Genomic DNA, 16,156 nt, shown 5'->3' with positions numbered 1-16,156 from the left:
AGAAGCGTACCAGAACCGGCAGTTGGCCTCTTCTCTCCTATGCACCATGGGTGTTGCAGTTATTATCTGAATTCGCGCGCAGGTATCAACCAGCTGTCACCCCATCATCGCTACGGCAATATCGGCTATTGGGTGCGCCAATCCCGCCAAGGACAAGGTATCGCCCGACAGGCTGTCGCCCTGCTCCGTGATTTTGGTTTTCAGCAGTTGGGTCTATTTCGGCTGGAGATCGTGATGGGGGTTGGTAACAGCGCCAGTGAAGCCGTTGCCATCGCTGTCGGGGCTACCTTTGAGTGCAGAGCCAGAAATCGCATATTCCTACATGGCCGGCCCCTTGATGCACTTATTTACTCTCTTGTTCCAGCAGGCTGATTTCTATTGCAGGGTGGATTTTCTAGGTTTATCTGCCACAGGTTGATGATGGTCATGGCAACCTCCCCCTTCCATTCCATGCTTTAGTCAAAAATATTAAGTGCTCTCACATCTTCGAAGTCACAGATACGTCACATTTCAACATATCTGCACTTCATATGAGACTTGCACAACAGTAAACTGATAAATGTATTTATATCTTTAATTTTAACAACTTAATTTTGGTATAAAAATGATCAAATCAATTACACTCCAGAATATCACCTCCTATCATCCTATAACCCCCACAACAATAACACTAAGTAAACAAAGAACAATCTTCTTTGGACAGAATGGTAGTGGAAAAAGCACTATAGGCCGCCTAATAAGTGCCCATGCAAAAGGAGAGCGGCTTAGTCAAGAAGCCAATGTAAAAAGCGACGAAAACACAAGATATTATGTATATAACAGCGACTTCATAAGAGAGTCTTTTTATGAGCCATCTGCACAACCAGGAGTATTTACAGTTGGGAAGGATGACTCTAACATTCAATTTGAAATAGACCAACTAGAGAAGCACCGAGAATTAAAATCCTCTCAAATAAGTAAACTTGAAATTGACATAAATGAAAACGAAAAGCATAAAGAAAATATATTAAAAAGATATCAGGAATCTATATTCCAACATAAAAAGCATTACCAAAAAGATGCCCTATCCTACTGTCTAAAAGGCAAGTCTCTAAAGGCATCATTTTTTGATTCTGCGATGTCAGGGAAAAAAATCAGTGATGCCACGCTTGATGACTTAGTAAGAGAGAAAAATAAGCTCGATGCATTCTCAGTTGAAGTACCAATAAAACCAGAACCCATTAGCACTCATACACCAGAAAGTGATATTACAAAACTACTTGAATCTCCCCTTATAAGTACATCAACTTCCTATTTTTCATCACTCATAGAAAAACTTCATAATCAACATTGGGTCAGAGATGGGCGTGAATACTTAAAACATTCTGATGTCTGTCCGTTTTGTCAAAAAACGCCAACAAATGAATTTCAAGATCAACTTGATCAAGTATTCAATAGTCACTATGACGACGCAATTTCTAACCTGAACACATACAAAGGAAAATATGATAATTATGTGCAGTCAGTCAAAGAACAGTTAAATAGTGACAAACTAGCTTACATTGAAAATAATGCCGAGTTTCAAAAAATAAAAAACAAATTTATTGATTGCATAGAAACAAACGAAAAACTAATTGTAGAGAAAATAAAACATCCAGAAAAAACTATAAATCTCATCGAGCAAACCTCACTTTCCACAAAGATCAATACATTAATTGAAGCGGCAAGACTAGATATAGATGGATACAGCTCACAGTTGGCACAGAAAAAAACCATTGAGACCAACATAGAAAAGCAGTTTTGGGGATTAATAAATGAAGATTTGACTAAGATTTTTTCTGATTACCAAGAAGAAATTAGATTGGCTGACATTGAGAAAGAAAAAAATAACAATGTGCACCTTAAAGCAAAAGCTGAATTAACTTCAATAGATTTCAGGATTAAAGAACTTGCAAGCAATATTGTTGGAATTGACTCATCTTTAGATGCTATCAACAACCGATTGAGATCCTTAGGTTTAGACAGCTTTGAACTCATCAAACATGGTGATGGGTCATATCGAATACACCGAAGTGGTGCAACAGGAGAAATATATCACACCCTTAGCGAGGGCGAGAAAACATTAATTTCACTTGTGTATTTCATTGAGATGATAAAAGGTGACACAGAGAAAGAAAACTGTGCTACTCCTAAATCGGAGAAAGTTATTGTTATTGACGACCCCATATCCAGCCTATCTTCTAATTATGTATATGATGTAGCCACCATGATTCACAACGAAATATTTGAGGAAAAATATGGTCAATCAATAATTCTAACTCATAATTTGTTTTTCTATCATGAACTACTTAAACAAACTGAATCAAAATATATTGAAAAACTATACAGTCTTTATCGGGTTAAAAAGGATATATATAGTGAAATTGTCACGTTGGGTCGGGATGAAATAAAAAACGACTATGAATTGTACTGGGCTGCCATTAAGACATTTAATGAAAGCAATATTTGGTCACCTCTGATCCCTAATGCGATGAGAAACATCTTGGAGCATTACTTTTCATTTGTTCATAAGAATGACAAGTTACATAAAGTCATATCTGAGCTAGAAAAGACAGACCATAAATTTAAAGTTTTATATAGATATTTGAATCGGTCCTCTCATTCTGATGCAATCAATATATCTGATATCAGCGTTGGTGATTATCAACGATTCATGGATATTTTTAAGAAAATATTTGAAGAAACAGGAGATGCAGAACACTATCGGAAAATGATCAGTGCATAACGGTTTCGAGAAGAAGCAATGAAGATGTTGCCGCCTTGGTTTACCTCAATTACCGATTTGGCAGGGAGCGATAGTGTTGACACACATCCTCCCAGCGACCAAAACGGAAACGTTGGTAGCGCCGTACAGGAACACATTTGTGTTTCATGGCTGCCTCCTCGTCCGAAAACGACAGTGTTGAACACTGACATCCCTCACAGGGCCTCTGCGAGCATGCATGCGGCTACGCAAGAGAAGTGGAAGGCGGCAACAGCTCACAGGAGACAACAAACGGTGTTATTTGTCAATTAATACAGAAACATACATCTCATTTCCACAGTAAGGATTGAATCGCTAACAGTTCCCATAATGGCAAGAGGAGCATTTTACTCGAGCAAAGAGGTGAACATGGCCTTGGTTCCCCCTCTTATTCGCTGAGGCGAGCCCGCTTGTCCAGGCCGCGAGACAGGATGTCGAGCGAGCGGCGCCGGGCCATGGATGGCCCGTCGCCGCGTGCCGTCGGACAAGTGGGTGAGCCGAAGGAACCCGACGTAAGTCGGGCGAATAAGCGGGGGTGGCCTTTCTTTTGGTGACTTTTCTTTGGCCACGCAAAGAAAAGTTACTCGCCCAAGCCCGAAGGGCGGGCGAAACCCCGTCGAGGCCAGCGACCTCGCGTCCTGCACGGCGAAGCCGTGCCTGGCACGGAGTCTGGCTGAACGCCCGGATGCCACCGGCAAAGGGGCGTGACCGCCCCTATCGGCCCAAGAAGGGCTCCCAGTCCTTGAACACCGGCTGCAACCCCGCCTGCCGCACCGCGGCGGCCACTTCCCCCACCGGGCGGTCGTCGTGGATGGCGAACTGCTCCAGCTCCTCCGCATCCCCCTCGGCATATCCACCCGGCTGGGTGCGCGACTCGGCCGACATCTGGGTGATGCCAAGGCGCACCGCACCGTTGCGAAAGGTGGCCGACTCGCGGGTGGAGAGCGACAAATCCAGGGTGGGCGAGAAGAGGCGCCAGGCGCAGATCAGCTGGGCCAGCTGGCGATCCGACATAACCACTTCAGGCTCCAGCCCGCCGGTGCAGGGGCGCAGGCGCGGGAAGGAGAGTGAGTAGCGGCTCTGCCAGTGGTGGCGCTCAAGCCAGGCGAGGTGCTCGGCGACGAAGTAGCTGTCGGCGCGCCAGTCCGCAGAGAGGCCGATCAGCGCCCCCAACCCGATTTTGTCGATACCGGCGCGGCCAAGCCGATCCGGCGTGGCGAGGCGCCATGCGATGTCCCGCTTGTTGCCGCGCAGGTGATGGCGGGCGTAGGTGGGGGCGTGGTAGGTCTCCTGATAGACCATGACGGCGTCGAGGCCGAGGCTCTTCAGCTCGGCATAGTCGGCCTGCGAGAGGGGCTGCACCTCCATCCCTACCGTGCTGAAGTGGCGGCGGATGATGGGCATCACCTCGCGAAAATAGGCGAGCCCCACCTTGTGCTCGTGCTCACCGGTCACCAGCAGCACGCTGTCAAAACCGCGCGCCTTGATGGCCAGACACTCGCGCTCAATCTCTTCGCTATTCAAGGTCTTGCGCTTGAGGCGGTTGCTCATGGAGAAGCCGCAGTAGGTGCAGTCGTTGGCGCAGAGGTTCGACAGATAGAGCGGCACATAGAAGCCGATGGTGTTGCCAAAGCGCTGGCGAGTCAGCCGCTCGGCCTCGGCCGCCATCTGCGGCAGGTACGCTTCGGCGGCTGGGGAGATCAGCGCCATAAAATCGGCCAAGGTACGGCGGGGGGCGCTCAGGGCGCGGGCCACATCGGCGGCAGTTTTGGCGCGGATCTGCATGCCGATATCGTCCCACTCCAGCTCCTGCCAGCGGTCGAGAAAGGTAGGCTCCTTAGCCCTCCCCCCCGGCGCCCTCACCCCCAGCCCCTCTCCCAGAGGGAGAGGGGGGCAAACCTCTGGCTGCGCTTGGGGCAAGGGGGAGATGTTCATGGTCGCCCCTGTTTCATGACTCATAACGCCCCCAGAAAATCGGTGAGCGGGCTGGAGGCCTGGGCCTGCAGGGCGCGGGCGCCAAGGCCTGCCTCATAGGCGCTGCGACCGGCGGTGCAGGCGAGCGCAAAGGCGCGGCCCATGGCGACCGGATCGCCGCTCACCGCGATGGCGGTGTTGACCAGCACGGCATCGGCCCCCAGCTCAAAGGCTGCCGCCGCGTGGCTTGGCGCACCGATCCCCGCATCCACCACCACCGGCACATTGGCCTGCTCGACGATGATGGAGAGAAACTCCCGGGTCACCAGCCCCTGGTTGGAGCCGATGGGGGCGCCGAGCGGCATCACGGCGGCACAGCCCACCTCTTCCAGCCGCTTGCAGAGCACGGGGTCGGCGCCGCAGTAGGGCAGCACCACAAAGCCCTCTTTCACCAGTTGCTCGGCGGCTTTCAGCGTCTCGATGGGATCGGGCAGCAGATAGCGGGGATCGGGGTGGATCTCCAGCTTCAGCCAGTTCGTCCCCAGCGCCTCGCGGGCGAGGTGGGCGGCAAACACCGCCTCGGCGGCGCTCTTGGCACCGGAGGTGTTGGGCAAGAGCTTGACCCCAAGTTTGAGCAAAGGGCTCAGGATATCGTCGTGGGCCTTGCCCGGTTCAAGCCGTTTGATGGCCATGGTGACCAGCTGGGAGCCGCTCGCCTCGATGGCGGCGGCCATCAGATCCGGGCGGGCAAACTTGCCGGTGCCGGTAAAGAGGCGCGATGAGAAGGTGTGATCGGCAATTTTGAGCATGTCAGCCTCCGGCCACTGCGATAAGAAGAGATGAGGCCCCGCCGCAAGGCAGAGCACTCGAAGATGGGACTGCGAGCATCATGGGTCAGCCTCCCGCAATGGCGGTAAAGAGGTGAAGTTCGTCTCCGTCATTGAGACGGGTCTCGGCCCAGCGGCCACGGGGCAGCACGGCACCGTTAAGGGCCACCGCCACGCCCTGGGGGTTGACCCCCTGCGCGGCCAGCAGGTCGGCCACGCTCTGCCCTGCCGCCAGCGACTGGGCTTTATCGTTGAGTCGAATGGTCAAGGTCATGGGGTGATCTCCTTATCGTGTGTCGGGCATCGGCGCTGCCCGCAAACCGGGCAATCGGGGTCGGGAGCCAGAGTGAGGGTCTGCCACTGATGGGTCAGGGCATCGAAGCGGCGCAATGTGCCGGCGACCGGGCTCGGCATCCCGAGCAGCAGTTTCAGTGCCTCCAGTGCCTGCAAGGAGCCCATCACCCCGACCAGCGGGCCGGTGACGCCGCTGGTCTCGCAGCTCTCCTTGATCTTGGTATCCAGCGGATAGAGGCAGGCGTAACAGGCGTGATCCGCACCTGTACGCGCCATCAGCTGCCCCTGCCAGCCCACTGCGGCGGCAGAGATCCAGGGCTTGCCCTGAGCCACGCAGGCGGCGTTGATGGCCTGGCGGGTGGCGAGGTTGTCGCAGCAGTCGATCACCAGATCTACCTCGGCCACAAACTCCGGCAGGCTGGCGGCATCGAGCCGCTGGTTGATGGCGATCAGCTCCACCAGCGGGTTGTGGGCAGCCAAGCGCTCGCGGGCCAGCTCCGCCTTGGAGTGGTTGACTGCCTCGGAGTCGAACAGGATCTGGCGCGGCAGATTGCTGGAATCGACCGTATCGCCATCGGCCAGCCAGAGGGTGCCCACCCCGGCCCCGGCCAGATAGAGGGCCAGCGGCGAGCCCAGCCCGCCGAGGCCCACGATCAGCACGGACTTATCTTTCAGCCGCGCCTGCCCTTCCTCCCCCACTTCCGCCAGCATCAGCTGGCGGCCGTATCGCAAATACTCAGCATCAGAGAGCATGGGCCGCCTCCTGCATGTCGGTCATAAGCTGCGCCGAGCGCGGCTCATCCCCCGCCCCCACGGCAGCGAGCAGCCGCTCGGTCGCCCCCTGCCAGTCGTCGCTGGCGGTAATGGCCGAGACCAGCGCAATGCTGCCCACACCGCTTGCCTTGACCGCCGCCACCCGCTCCTCGCTGATGCCGCCGATGGCCACCGTCGGCCAGTCGCACATCAGGGCGCGGTAGCGATGCAGCCGCACCAGCCCCTGCGGGCGAGAAGGCATCGCCTTGGTATTGGTAGGGAAAATATGGCCGAGCGCGATATAGGAGGGGGCCAGCTCGCGCGCTCGCATCAGCTCGAAGTAGCCGTGGGTGGAGATGCCAAGGCGCAGCCCGGCCGCCTGAATGGCGGCGAGATCGGCCGTCTCCATATCCTCCTGCCCCAGATGCACGCCCCAGGCGCCCGCCTCGATGGCCTGCTGCCAGTAGTCGTTGATAAAGAGCCGCGCCCCATGGCGGCGACCGAGCGCTACCGCATCACGAATGGCCGGTGCCACCTGAGCGGCGGGCAGATTCTTGATCCGCAGCTGGATGGTCTTGACCCCCTGCCCCAGCAGGCGGCGCAGCCACTTGACCGAGTCCACCACCGGATAGAGACCGAGGTTGTGTTCGGTCGGCGCGAAGGGGCCCTGCGGCAGGCGGGCGCTGCTTGTCTCATAAAGGCCGAAACGACGATCGAGCATTGAGCCCGCCAGCACGGCACGGGGGAAGTGGGCCAGATCGGCTGGCCAGCCGAGATGGGCGATGGGCCCCGGGCCTGCCCCCACCCCCTGCGCCGCCGCCAACCCCTGCTGCAGGTAGGCGCGCGCCAGGGTGATGGCATCCTCCACCGGATAATCCTGCGCCACCACGGCGGCGATGGCGCTGGCGTAGCAGCAGCCGGTGCCGTGGCCGTGGCGTGTATTCAGGCGCGGCGCCGCCAGCCAGAACTCGCGGGTCTCGTCCTGGTAGTAATCGAGGCAGAGATCGCCGCTCCACTCCAGATGGCCCCCCTTGACCAGCACGGCGCGGGCGCCGAGTTTGCGCAGGCGGCGGGCGGCGAGGCGCACCAGTTCGGGGCTGCTGACCGGCAAGCCGGTCAGGGCCTCCAGCTCGGGGCCGTTGGGGGTGATGAGCGACAGACGTGGCAGCAGCTGTTCGCGCACCGCCGCCAGCATATTGGGCTCCGCCATCGGGGTGCCGGTGCTGGCGATGGCTACCGGGTCGTAGACCACGAAGGGGGCCGGGGTGGCTGCCAGCCGGCGGGCCAGCACCTCTACGTGGAGCCGGGTCGGCAGCAGGCCGATCTTGATGGCGGCAGGTGGCAGATCGACGCCGAGGGCGTCGATCTGGGCGGTGAAGGTCTGCATCAGCACGGGGTCAACCATCTTCACCGCCACCGAGTTCTGGGCTGTGATGGCGGAGATGACAGAACAGCCATGCACGCCGAGGTCGTGCATCGTGTGCAAGTCGGCCTGAATGCCGGCGCCGCCGCCGGAGTCTGAACCGGCGATGGTCCAGACCACAGGTCGCGAGTCCGTCACGGGCGACAGGTCGGCGGGGCTGACAGCCCCGCTTGCGTTGCTCACGCCTCCTCCCCTGCGGCCTGTTTCAGCGCCGCCGCCTGATGGTAGATCTCGCCGCCGGTCTCCTTGAAGGTTTCGGCCATGCGGGCCATGCCGCTCTCCACCTGAGCCACCACCTGCTCCTGCCGGCCATCCATGCCGACCAGCTTGATCTCCACCGCTTCAAGCTTCGCCGCGTAATCGCGCACGTCCTGGGTGATCTTCATGGAGCAGAACTTGGGCCCGCACATGGAGCAGAAGTGGGCCACCTTGCCGGATTCCTGCGGCAGGGTCTCGTCGTGGTAGGCGCGGGCGGTGTCGGGATCCAGCGCCAGATTGAACTGATCCTCCCAGCGGAACTCGAAACGCGCCTTCGACATGGCGTTGTCGCGGATCTGGGCGCCCGGGTGCCCCTTGGCCAGATCGGCGGCGTGAGCGGCAATCTTGTAGGTGATGAGCCCCTGCTTCACGTCCTCCTTGTTGGGCAGCCCCAGATGCTCCTTGGGGGTGACGTAGCAGAGCATGGCGCAGCCATACCAGCCGATCATGGCGGCGCCGATGCCGGAGGTGAAGTGATCGTAACCCGGCGCGATGTCGGTGGTGAGCGGGCCCAGCGTGTAGAACGGCGCCTCGTGACAGTGCTCCAGCTGCTCGGTCATGTTGCGCTCGATCATGTGCATCGGCACGTGACCCGGCCCTTCGATCATCACCTGCACGTCGTACTCCCACGCGATCTTGGTCAGCTCGCCCAGGGTGCGCAGCTCGGCGAACTGGGCCTCGTCGTTGGCGTCATAGACGGAGCCGGGGCGCAGACCATCGCCCAGCGACAGGGCCACGTCATAGGCGGCGCAGATCTCGCAGATCTCGCGAAAGTGCTGGTAGAGGAAGTTCTCCTTGTGGTGGGACAGGCACCACTTGGCCATGATGCTGCCGCCGCGCGACACGATGCCGGTGAGGCGCTTGGCGGTCATCGGTACGAAGCGCAGCAAGACACCGGCGTGGATGGTGAAGTAGTCCACCCCCTGCTCGGCCTGCTCCAGCAGGGTGTCGCGGAACAGCTCCCAGGTGAGGTCTTCGGCGATGCCGTTGGTCTTCTCCAGCGCCTGATAGATGGGCACGGTACCGATGGGCACCGGGCTGTTGCGCAGGATCCATTCGCGGGTCTCGTGGATGTAGCGGCCGGTGGAGAGATCCATGACGGTGTCGGCGCCCCAGCGGGTCGACCAGACCAGCTTCTCCACTTCCTCTTCGATGCTGGAGGTGACCGCCGAGTTGCCGATGTTGGCGTTGATCTTCACCAGGAAATTGCGGCCGATGATCATCGGCTCCGCTTCCGGGTGGTTGATGTTGCTGGGGATGATGGCGCGACCGGCGGCCACCTCATCGCGTACGAACTCGGGGGTGATGTTCTGGGGCAGGCGGGCACCGAAATCGCGGCCCGGATGCTGGGTGCGCAGCAGTTCGGATCTTACCCGCTCGCGCCCCATGTTCTCGCGAATGGCGATAAATTCCATCTCGGGGGTGACGATACCGGCGCGGGCGTAGTGGAGCTGGGTCACCCGGCGACCCGGCTTGGCGCGGCGCGGTTTTGGCAAGTGCTCGAAGCGCAGGTGATCCAGCCCCTCGTCGGCCAGCCTCTCCTGGGTGAAGGTGGAGCTGAGCCCCGGCAGGGCGTCGGTGTCACCCCGCTCCAGCACCCAGTTCTCCCGCAGGCGCGGCAGGCCGCGGCGCACATCGATGGCAACCCCCTCCTCCCCGTAACGGCCCGAGGTGTCGTAGACCGGCACCGGCTCGTTGGGCTCGAACTGGGGAGCCTCTTTGGTACCGCCAACGAAGGTGTCGGCCAGCTGGATTTCCCGCAGGGGCACCCGGATATCGGCGCGGGAACCTTCGATAAAGATGCGGCGGGAGTTGGGGTGAGCCATCCCCTTGAGGTTGTCGATAAAGGTCTGGGCGCTGGAGCGCTGTTCGCGGCGGCTGGATTTGGCGGTATCGGAAACATTGGTAGACATAGCAAAACTCACATTAACTGGTTGAAGTTATGGGTGTTTGCTTGTCTGGAGTTCGAGGAGAAGATGAACTTGCGGCGGGGTGTGCTCGGGGGAGTGAGTCGGGCATGGATCTTCCCTGCTCTGCCGTCCCGGTGTTTCCCTAGTCTGGAAACCCGGCGCCCTATGGACAACCGGACGGGACAGCCTCCCCCTCTGTGCGCCTGAACCATCGTGGGCGGAACCCTTGATGGCTGGGGCCCTGCTCTTGGCGAGCGAGGGTTTGCCCCGGCGCGGTAACCCGCAAGTTACCCTTGTTTCCCTTCGCAGGTCTTAACCTGATCAGGTTCCACGGATCCCGAATTAACGGTCTCAGCTTAGCGTCGTTCGACGGTCAGCACTCCGACAAGATGGCGCCAGTATAAGTGGGGAAATGGAAAGTACAAGCCTTTAACAAGCCTGACCAGTACAAACAACAACCGGGCCAAAGGCCCGGTTCTATTGCCACAACACGCAGTCGTTATTGATTGGCAGCTGGTGTCACGCTCAGGCTGACGTTGCTGAAACCAAGCCCGGAGAGCTCTTGCGCATCGAGCGGGATCTCCAGCCTCAGGCCCTGACCACCGCCGTCCACGCTACGGGTACGACGCACCTTGCTGTCTGCCGCGAGCGGCACCGGAGCACCGATTTCGATGTTGCCGGCAAACTGGCTCTCGGCACTGAAATCGCCGGTGATCCCCGCCCGCACCGGGCGTAGCACTCTGGCCAGGTTATTCTGCATGGTAGACAGGCCGTTCTGCTGGATGGTCCAGTTCCAGTCCCACCACTTCACTTCACCCGGGATGTAGCGCTTGTCCCACTGGTAACGAATGCTGCTCGCCTTGTCCTTGTACGGCCCGATGACGAAGGTGTGGTTCCAGTTCGGGCGGTTGTCCGGATGGGTATACCAGGCATTGCCGCCCCAGCGCAGGAAGCCGCTCAGGGTCAGGTCATAGCTGACATCGGCCTTGAATTCATAGGGATAGGAGATGTCAGCCTTGTAGAGCTCGATCTTCACCGGGATCTTGGAGCGGGCCGGCACCGTCGGCCGCACGGATTGCGACAGGGAGGTGGTGGTAGAGCCCCCGTTCTGGGATGCCCAGGACTGGTTGGCCGCAATCTCGATGGAGAGTTCGGTTTCCCCTACCAGTGGCCACTTGAACTTGTTCTTGGTGGTCACCTTCTCGCTCAGGCCATAGGTATTGGTCTTGGACCAGTTGGTGGCGGTATCGTAACGCAGGGTGACATCATACCCGGATTGCGGGGTATCGCTGTCGTTGATCGCCCAGCCCACCACCGTCTTGACCAGCTGACGATCAGACTGGGTCACATCACCATGTTTGAAGCTGTCAGGATCCAGGTTGTACGCAAAGTTGCTGACCTTGATGGCCGTCTTCTCGCCACAACGATACCCCTCGCAACCGCCGTCATTGTTGCCACGGATCACCCAGCCATCGCCATCACGGGTCACGTCCATGTCTTCACCGACATATTGGCTGTGATTGCCGCCCACCCAGGCATAACCAAGATAATGCGCCAGATAGCTGGTTGGCTTGATGAAATTCGCGCTGTCGTGTACCAGTCGCCACTGCACGTCTACCTCGTCACCGTCTGGAATATCCAGGGCAGACAAGGTTGGTATTTCTCCGGTAACAGGATTGACCGGGTAACACCAAGTATTGGACGCCGAGCCCGGTTTAATTTCACCATTATAACCCGGCCCCATTATTACCCAGCCGTTGGCCAGACCGCTTATTTGCCACTGCCCCATCATATTGACAATATTGCTTTTAACACTCTGGGCTTCTTCTCGAGTAATAGGGCGATACTTGTTGCCACATACCTCCTGGCCCAGTGAAAACAGGCGCAGCTGGTCTGGATAGACTGGCTCTGCCGCGTGAGCCTGTGCCATCAGCAGGCCGGATATGATCAATGACAAGCCAGTTATTTTTAGTTTTTGCATAGCAACCCCAATATATTGAACATTGACATACATTCACCAGCGCTTATATATCGGCAGGTGACATGTGAGTACGACAATATCAGTCACATTGGCTTCAATATGCGATCCAGACCACATTTCAATGCATGCATAATATTAATAAAATAATAAACTGAGGATTTTCAATATTAACAAAAGAAATATCAGAGCGTTAACTTTATTATTTTATTCATCACTTAATCATTTTTTAATATAGATAAAAAGATATTTCTAATTTAGCAAAATATATATTAAGTCATGGGGTCACATGGTTCTTATTCTGGTTCATCTTCCGGATTGGCTATCAGGATCTCGGTCAGGCGGCCCTGTTCGTTACGACTGAGCACCAGCTTGCGGCCCGGTTGCAGATCGGCCGGGCTGCCATTCAGCCAGCGGGTATCCTCATCGAAGGCCAGCACGCCGAGCCCCTGCAGCCGCAGGGCTCGGCCCGTGACGGCCAGCAGGGAGGCTTCGGCCCGGCGCCACTGGCTGGTCGGCAAGAATCCGGTGATGGCGTCGGCCATGCCGATCCGCTCGGCGACCCCGTCACGGCTGAGGATGGCCAGACGCATGCCGGGTCTGAGCTCATCGTTGCCTGCCACCCCGCTCAGCGCGGCGTTGCCGAGTTCGAGTTCGGCGCCCTGAAACTGCAGGCGCAGGCCATCGTTGTGTTCCAGCTCCACCAGCCAGAGCTCGCCATCGGCGGCCAGAGCGCAGAGCGGCAGTGCCAGCAGCAGGAGGGAAGTACGTGTCATAAAAAAGGGCCCATGGTCAAACCGTGCGAGGTTTAACTATGGACCCAGCTGTACCATTTTTCCGCCATGGCCACGTCGGCCTGGCTCAGTCATCCTCGCGGCAGCGGCTCAGGCGCATGCCGTCAAACTTGCACTCCAGCTCCAGCCAGCGCCCTTCGAACGGGGCCAGGCTGTCGTCCGAGGTGACATAACCCCAGATCCGCCCCTGCTCCACCGGCCCTTCCAGATCCATCTCGTCATCCTCCTCCAGCTTCTCGACCTCCCGAATAAGCCGCAGCTCACCCTCGACCACCCCTTCCAGGTCGACCCAGGTACCGCCGAGATCGTCCTCTCTCAGCCCGTCCTTGAAGCGGGTCTGCTCGTCGAGCACAAAGGGAATGCCGTTGACCATCAGCTGGCCCAGCTGCCAGGTGGTGCGACCGGTCAATTTGAACTCCGCCGACTGCGCAGCGCCGAATGGCAGCAAGATCAGCAGCAGGAGAGTGCAGAGAGACTTCTTCATCGGGGATCCTCGGGGTTACACTGCCACACAGGATGCCTCATCCGGTGTGAGATGACCGTGAAATGCCGGTCAAGACCAGGAGATCAAAGCATGAAAATACTGGTGGTGGAAGACAATCCCCAGGTCGCGGAAACCATCATGGATTATCTGGAGCTGGCGGGCCACCGGCTGGACTGCGCCTACCACGGCCAGGCGGCCCTGCAGTTGCTGGCCGAGCAGCGCTTCGACGTCATCATCATGGACGTCATGATGCCGCGCCTCGACGGCCTCAGCACGGTGGCCCGCCTGCGGGAGCAGGGGATCCCGACCCCAGTGCTGTTTCTCACCGCCCGCGACAGCCTGGACGACAAGCTGGCGGGCTTCAAGGCAGGCGGCGACGACTATCTGGTCAAACCGTTCGCCATGGAGGAGCTGGAAGTGCGGCTGCAGGCGCTGGCCCTGCGCGGCCCCCGCAGCGACATGGGGGCGCTGTGCGTGGGCGAGCTGACCCTGGATCCCGCCAGCGGCCGCGCTACCCGGGCCGGGGTTGAACTCAAGCTCGGCAAGATCCCGTTCCAGATCCTCACCCTGCTGGCCCGTCGGGCCCCCGCCCTGGTCACTCGCCAGGAGGTGCTCGACACCGTCTGGGGCGACGAGGAGCCGGACTCCGACGCCCTGCGCAGCCACATCTATGCCCTGCGCAATGCCCTCGACAAGCCCTTCCCCACCCCCATGCTGGAAACCCTGCACGGTCAGGGTTATCGGCTGGTGACCCCATGATGAGCCGCCAGCGCTGCCTGACTCAGCCCGCAGGGAGGCCATCATGAGCCTGCCCAGCCTGCGCCGTCGGCTGATCCTCACCCTGAGCGGCGCCGGCCTGCTGCTGCTGGTCATCATCAGCCTGCTGATGGTGGTGGCCGAGGACAAGATGGAGGAGCTCAGCCTGCGCCACTGGCTGGAGGCCGAGGTGACCCGCTACAGCGACGACTGGCTGCGGCTCGGCATGGCGGCCCCCGCCCCCAGCCCGCGTCAGTTTTCCAGCTACTGGACCGAGGCCGGCCGCCTGCCGGTCTGGCTCAAGCCCTACCAGCGCCCGGGCTTCTACGAACACGTGCTGGGGGACGAGGACAAGCACTTCCTGGTGCGGCCCCATCCGTCCGGTGAGGGGCTGCTCTACCTGGTGTTCAACGACGATGCCGACGACTACCTGGATCCTTACGAGGATCAGCTGCACCTGGCGACCCGGCTGATCGGGCTGGCCCTGCTGCTCGGCTGCATCGGCTTCGGCATCTGGCTGGTGCGCCACATCACCCGGCCGCTGCAGCGGCTGCAGCAGCGGGTCGCCCACCTCACCCCGGATCAGGCCGACTTCGTGCCCGACGCCCCCTGGCAGGAGCTCAGGGACATCGAGCTGGCGCTGCTGGCCGGCAAGCAGGAGGTGGCCGCCGTGTTTGCCCGCGAGCAGGAGTTCAGCCGCTTCGCCAGCCACGAGCTGCGCACCCCCAACATGGTGATCCAGGGCTCGGCCGCCCTGCTCGGCAAGGTGAGCGATCTGCCCGCGCCCGCCGCCCGCGCCACCACCCGCATTCGCGCTGCCGCCGACGAGATGGCGCTGCTCACCGAGACCTTTCTGCTGCTGGGCCGCAAGGAGCCGGTGGAACGCCCGCCCCAGCAGGTGGCGCCGCTCATTCGCCAGGAGCTGGCCCGCCTCGCCCCGCTGCTGCAGCGGGAGGAGCTGGATATCCGGTTGCAGCTGGACGATGAGAGCGAGGCGCTGGCCCCCCTCTCCCTGCTCGCCATTGCGCTCGGCAACCTGCTGAAGAATGCCCTCAGCTACGCCGAGGGGCACATCGACATCGAGCTGGCCGGCCCCGTGCTCACCATCAGCAACCCCACCGCCGCCGCGCCGGATCAGATCCTCGGTTACGGCTGCGGCCTCACCATCATCCAGCGTATCTGCGAGAAGCTGGGCTGGCAGATAGAGACCCGGCTGGAGGGTGGCATCTTCAGCGCCAGACTGGCGATGCGGGAGTAAAAACAACAAGGCGCCCTCGGGCGCCTTGTTCATTGTTTCCGCCACCAAAACCGGCCAGAAGGCCGGTTTTGCATTCAGGCCGCGCTCTTGCTGACAGACGCCACCTGTGGGCGACCCTGCAGGCGATCCCAGAGGGCCGCCAGCAGCAGGGCACACAGCGAGGGCGGCAGCCAGGCCAGCCCCTGCTCGTTCAGGGGCAGGGCGAGGCTCCAGGCCGGCAGCAGACCGGCCAGGGCCGAGGCCTTGAGCCCGTCGATCAGACCGAACAGCAGGCTGATCAGCATGACAGGCCCCACCACCCGGGTGCCGTTGCCCCACCAGCGCAGGGTGAAGCTCAGCACCACCAGCACGATGCAGGGGGGATAGATGGCGGTCAGCACCGGCACCGAGAGCTGGATCAGGTGGCTCAGTCCCAGGTTCGAAACCAGCATGGAGAAGCCGCCCAGCAGCAACACCAGGGTGCGGTAGGAGAGCGGCAGGTACTGGGCGAAGAACTCGGCGCAGGCGCAGGTCAGGCCGACGGCCGTCACCAGACAGGCGATGAAGATGAGCAGTGCGAGGAAACCGCTGCCCATGTTGCCGAAGGTGTGCTGGACGTAGGCGTGCAGGATCTCGGCGCCATTCTGGGCGTGGGGCACCAGTTCACCACCTGACTCTTATACACAAATAGCGGTCTGAACGGAACTTTTCCCGTTTTCCAGGATCTGATCTTCCATGTGACTCCC

Annotated in this window: 14 protein-coding genes and 1 riboswitch; of the genes, 4 read left to right on the top strand and 10 right to left on the bottom strand. The window is 59.2% G+C overall.

Annotated features, from left to right (window positions below):
- Together PG899_RS22490 and PG899_RS22485 are read left to right on the top strand one after the other, a co-directional pair.
- Positions 1-372: GNAT family N-acetyltransferase (locus tag PG899_RS22490; protein ID WP_270697720.1), on the top strand; the 372-nt coding region annotated here is incomplete at its 5' end.
- A 232-nt stretch (positions 373-604) separates the two neighbouring features.
- Positions 605-2,764, top strand: a complete 2,160-nt coding sequence (locus PG899_RS22485) for an AAA family ATPase (protein WP_139389752.1) — start codon at positions 605-607, stop codon at positions 2,762-2,764.
- Positions 2,765-3,496: 732 nt separating this feature from the next.
- Here the strand turns inward: PG899_RS22485 and thiH are convergent.
- The 9 genes from thiH to PG899_RS22440 all read right to left on the bottom strand — a co-directional run bounded on the left by thiH (position 3,497) and on the right by PG899_RS22440 (position 13,417).
- A complete protein-coding gene (gene thiH, locus PG899_RS22480; RefSeq protein ID WP_270697722.1) occupies positions 3,497-4,717 on the bottom strand; it encodes a 2-iminoacetate synthase ThiH in 1,221 nt (406 codons plus the stop codon).
- 20 nt (positions 4,718-4,737) lie between these two features.
- Positions 4,738-5,505: a thiazole synthase gene (locus tag PG899_RS22475; RefSeq protein ID WP_270697718.1), complete on the bottom strand. Its 768-nt coding sequence runs from the start codon at positions 5,503-5,505 to the stop codon at positions 4,738-4,740.
- Positions 5,506-5,590: 85 nt separating this feature from the next.
- Entirely contained in the window at positions 5,591-5,797 is a 207-nt protein-coding gene (gene thiS / locus PG899_RS22470) for a sulfur carrier protein ThiS (protein WP_058054166.1), read from the bottom strand.
- The gene (locus PG899_RS22465; protein ID WP_270697716.1) at positions 5,794-6,570 is read right to left on the bottom strand and encodes a HesA/MoeB/ThiF family protein; all 777 of its coding nucleotides are present in this window, start codon (positions 6,568-6,570) and stop codon (positions 5,794-5,796) included. Before PG899_RS22465 ends, thiS begins: the two co-directional genes overlap by 4 nt.
- Positions 6,560-8,176, bottom strand: a complete 1,617-nt coding sequence (gene thiE, locus PG899_RS22460; protein ID WP_270697714.1) for a thiamine phosphate synthase — start codon at positions 8,174-8,176, stop codon at positions 6,560-6,562. Before thiE ends, PG899_RS22465 begins: the two co-directional genes overlap by 11 nt.
- The gene (thiC, locus tag PG899_RS22455) at positions 8,173-10,164 is read right to left on the bottom strand and encodes a phosphomethylpyrimidine synthase ThiC (protein ID WP_270697713.1); all 1,992 of its coding nucleotides are present in this window, start codon (positions 10,162-10,164) and stop codon (positions 8,173-8,175) included. The genes thiE and thiC overlap by 4 nt, the downstream gene beginning before the upstream one ends.
- A gap of 277 nt (positions 10,165-10,441) precedes the next feature.
- A riboswitch (TPP riboswitch) is annotated at positions 10,442-10,555 on the bottom strand.
- Between the two features lie 105 nt (positions 10,556-10,660).
- Positions 10,661-12,142, bottom strand: coding sequence for a beta-barrel pore-forming toxin aerolysin (gene aerA, locus PG899_RS22450; RefSeq protein WP_270697712.1), 1,482 nt, complete (start codon positions 12,140-12,142; stop codon positions 10,661-10,663).
- A 293-nt stretch (positions 12,143-12,435) separates the two neighbouring features.
- Positions 12,436-12,915 carry a hypothetical protein gene (locus PG899_RS22445; protein ID WP_101150869.1) on the bottom strand — a complete coding sequence of 160 codons (480 nt, stop codon included), beginning with the start codon at positions 12,913-12,915 and terminating at the stop codon, positions 12,436-12,438.
- Between the two features lie 85 nt (positions 12,916-13,000).
- The gene (locus PG899_RS22440; RefSeq protein ID WP_010635345.1) at positions 13,001-13,417 is read right to left on the bottom strand and encodes a hypothetical protein; all 417 of its coding nucleotides are present in this window, start codon (positions 13,415-13,417) and stop codon (positions 13,001-13,003) included.
- A gap of 90 nt (positions 13,418-13,507) precedes the next feature.
- Here PG899_RS22440 and PG899_RS22435 point away from each other — a divergent pair, with 90 nt between their 5' ends.
- Together PG899_RS22435 and PG899_RS22430 are read left to right on the top strand one after the other, a co-directional pair.
- On the top strand, positions 13,508-14,176 hold the full coding sequence (locus tag PG899_RS22435; RefSeq protein ID WP_016349215.1) for a response regulator transcription factor: 669 nt from the start codon (positions 13,508-13,510) through the stop codon (positions 14,174-14,176).
- 43 nt (positions 14,177-14,219) lie between these two features.
- Complete coding sequence (locus PG899_RS22430) at positions 14,220-15,431, top strand: sensor histidine kinase (protein WP_016349214.1); 1,212 nt, start codon at positions 14,220-14,222, stop codon at positions 15,429-15,431.
- Between the two features lie 74 nt (positions 15,432-15,505).
- Here the strand turns inward: PG899_RS22430 and PG899_RS22425 are convergent, their stop codons facing one another.
- Complete coding sequence (locus PG899_RS22425; RefSeq protein WP_333563662.1) at positions 15,506-16,069, bottom strand: branched-chain amino acid transport system II carrier protein; 564 nt, start codon at positions 16,067-16,069, stop codon at positions 15,506-15,508.
- Positions 16,070-16,156: the final 87 nt, after the last annotated feature.

The sequence above is a fragment of the Aeromonas sp. QDB39 genome, from assembly GCF_027707585.1.
Classification (GTDB): Bacteria; Pseudomonadota; Gammaproteobacteria; order Enterobacterales; family Aeromonadaceae; genus Aeromonas; species Aeromonas hydrophila.
Note: the sequence above shows the minus strand (reverse complement) of the source record. Positions and strands in the feature narration are given on the sequence as shown.

Bases quoted from the DNA above. Each gene is read 5' to 3' on its own strand.
- PG899_RS22475 (WP_270697718.1), bottom strand. From the start codon at position 5,505: ATGCTCAAAATTGCCGATCACACCTTCTCATCGCGCCTCTTTACCGGC.
- PG899_RS22485 (WP_139389752.1), top strand. From the start codon at position 605: ATGATCAAATCAATTACACTCCAGAATATCACCTCCTATCATCCTATA.
- aerA (WP_270697712.1), bottom strand. From the start codon at position 12,142: ATGCAAAAACTAAAAATAACTGGCTTGTCATTGATCATATCCGGCCTG.
- PG899_RS22445 (WP_101150869.1), bottom strand. From the start codon at position 12,915: ATGACACGTACTTCCCTCCTGCTGCTGGCACTGCCGCTCTGCGCTCTG.
- PG899_RS22465 (WP_270697716.1), bottom strand. From the start codon at position 6,570: ATGCTCTCTGATGCTGAGTATTTGCGATACGGCCGCCAGCTGATGCTG.
- PG899_RS22430 (WP_016349214.1), top strand. From the start codon at position 14,220: ATGAGCCTGCCCAGCCTGCGCCGTCGGCTGATCCTCACCCTGAGCGGC.
- PG899_RS22440 (WP_010635345.1), bottom strand. From the start codon at position 13,417: ATGAAGAAGTCTCTCTGCACTCTCCTGCTGCTGATCTTGCTGCCATTC.
- thiH (WP_270697722.1), bottom strand. From the start codon at position 4,717: ATGAACATCTCCCCCTTGCCCCAAGCGCAGCCAGAGGTTTGCCCCCCT.
- PG899_RS22435 (WP_016349215.1), top strand. From the start codon at position 13,508: ATGAAAATACTGGTGGTGGAAGACAATCCCCAGGTCGCGGAAACCATC.
- thiS (WP_058054166.1), bottom strand. From the start codon at position 5,797: ATGACCTTGACCATTCGACTCAACGATAAAGCCCAGTCGCTGGCGGCA.
- thiC (WP_270697713.1), bottom strand. From the start codon at position 10,164: ATGTCTACCAATGTTTCCGATACCGCCAAATCCAGCCGCCGCGAACAG.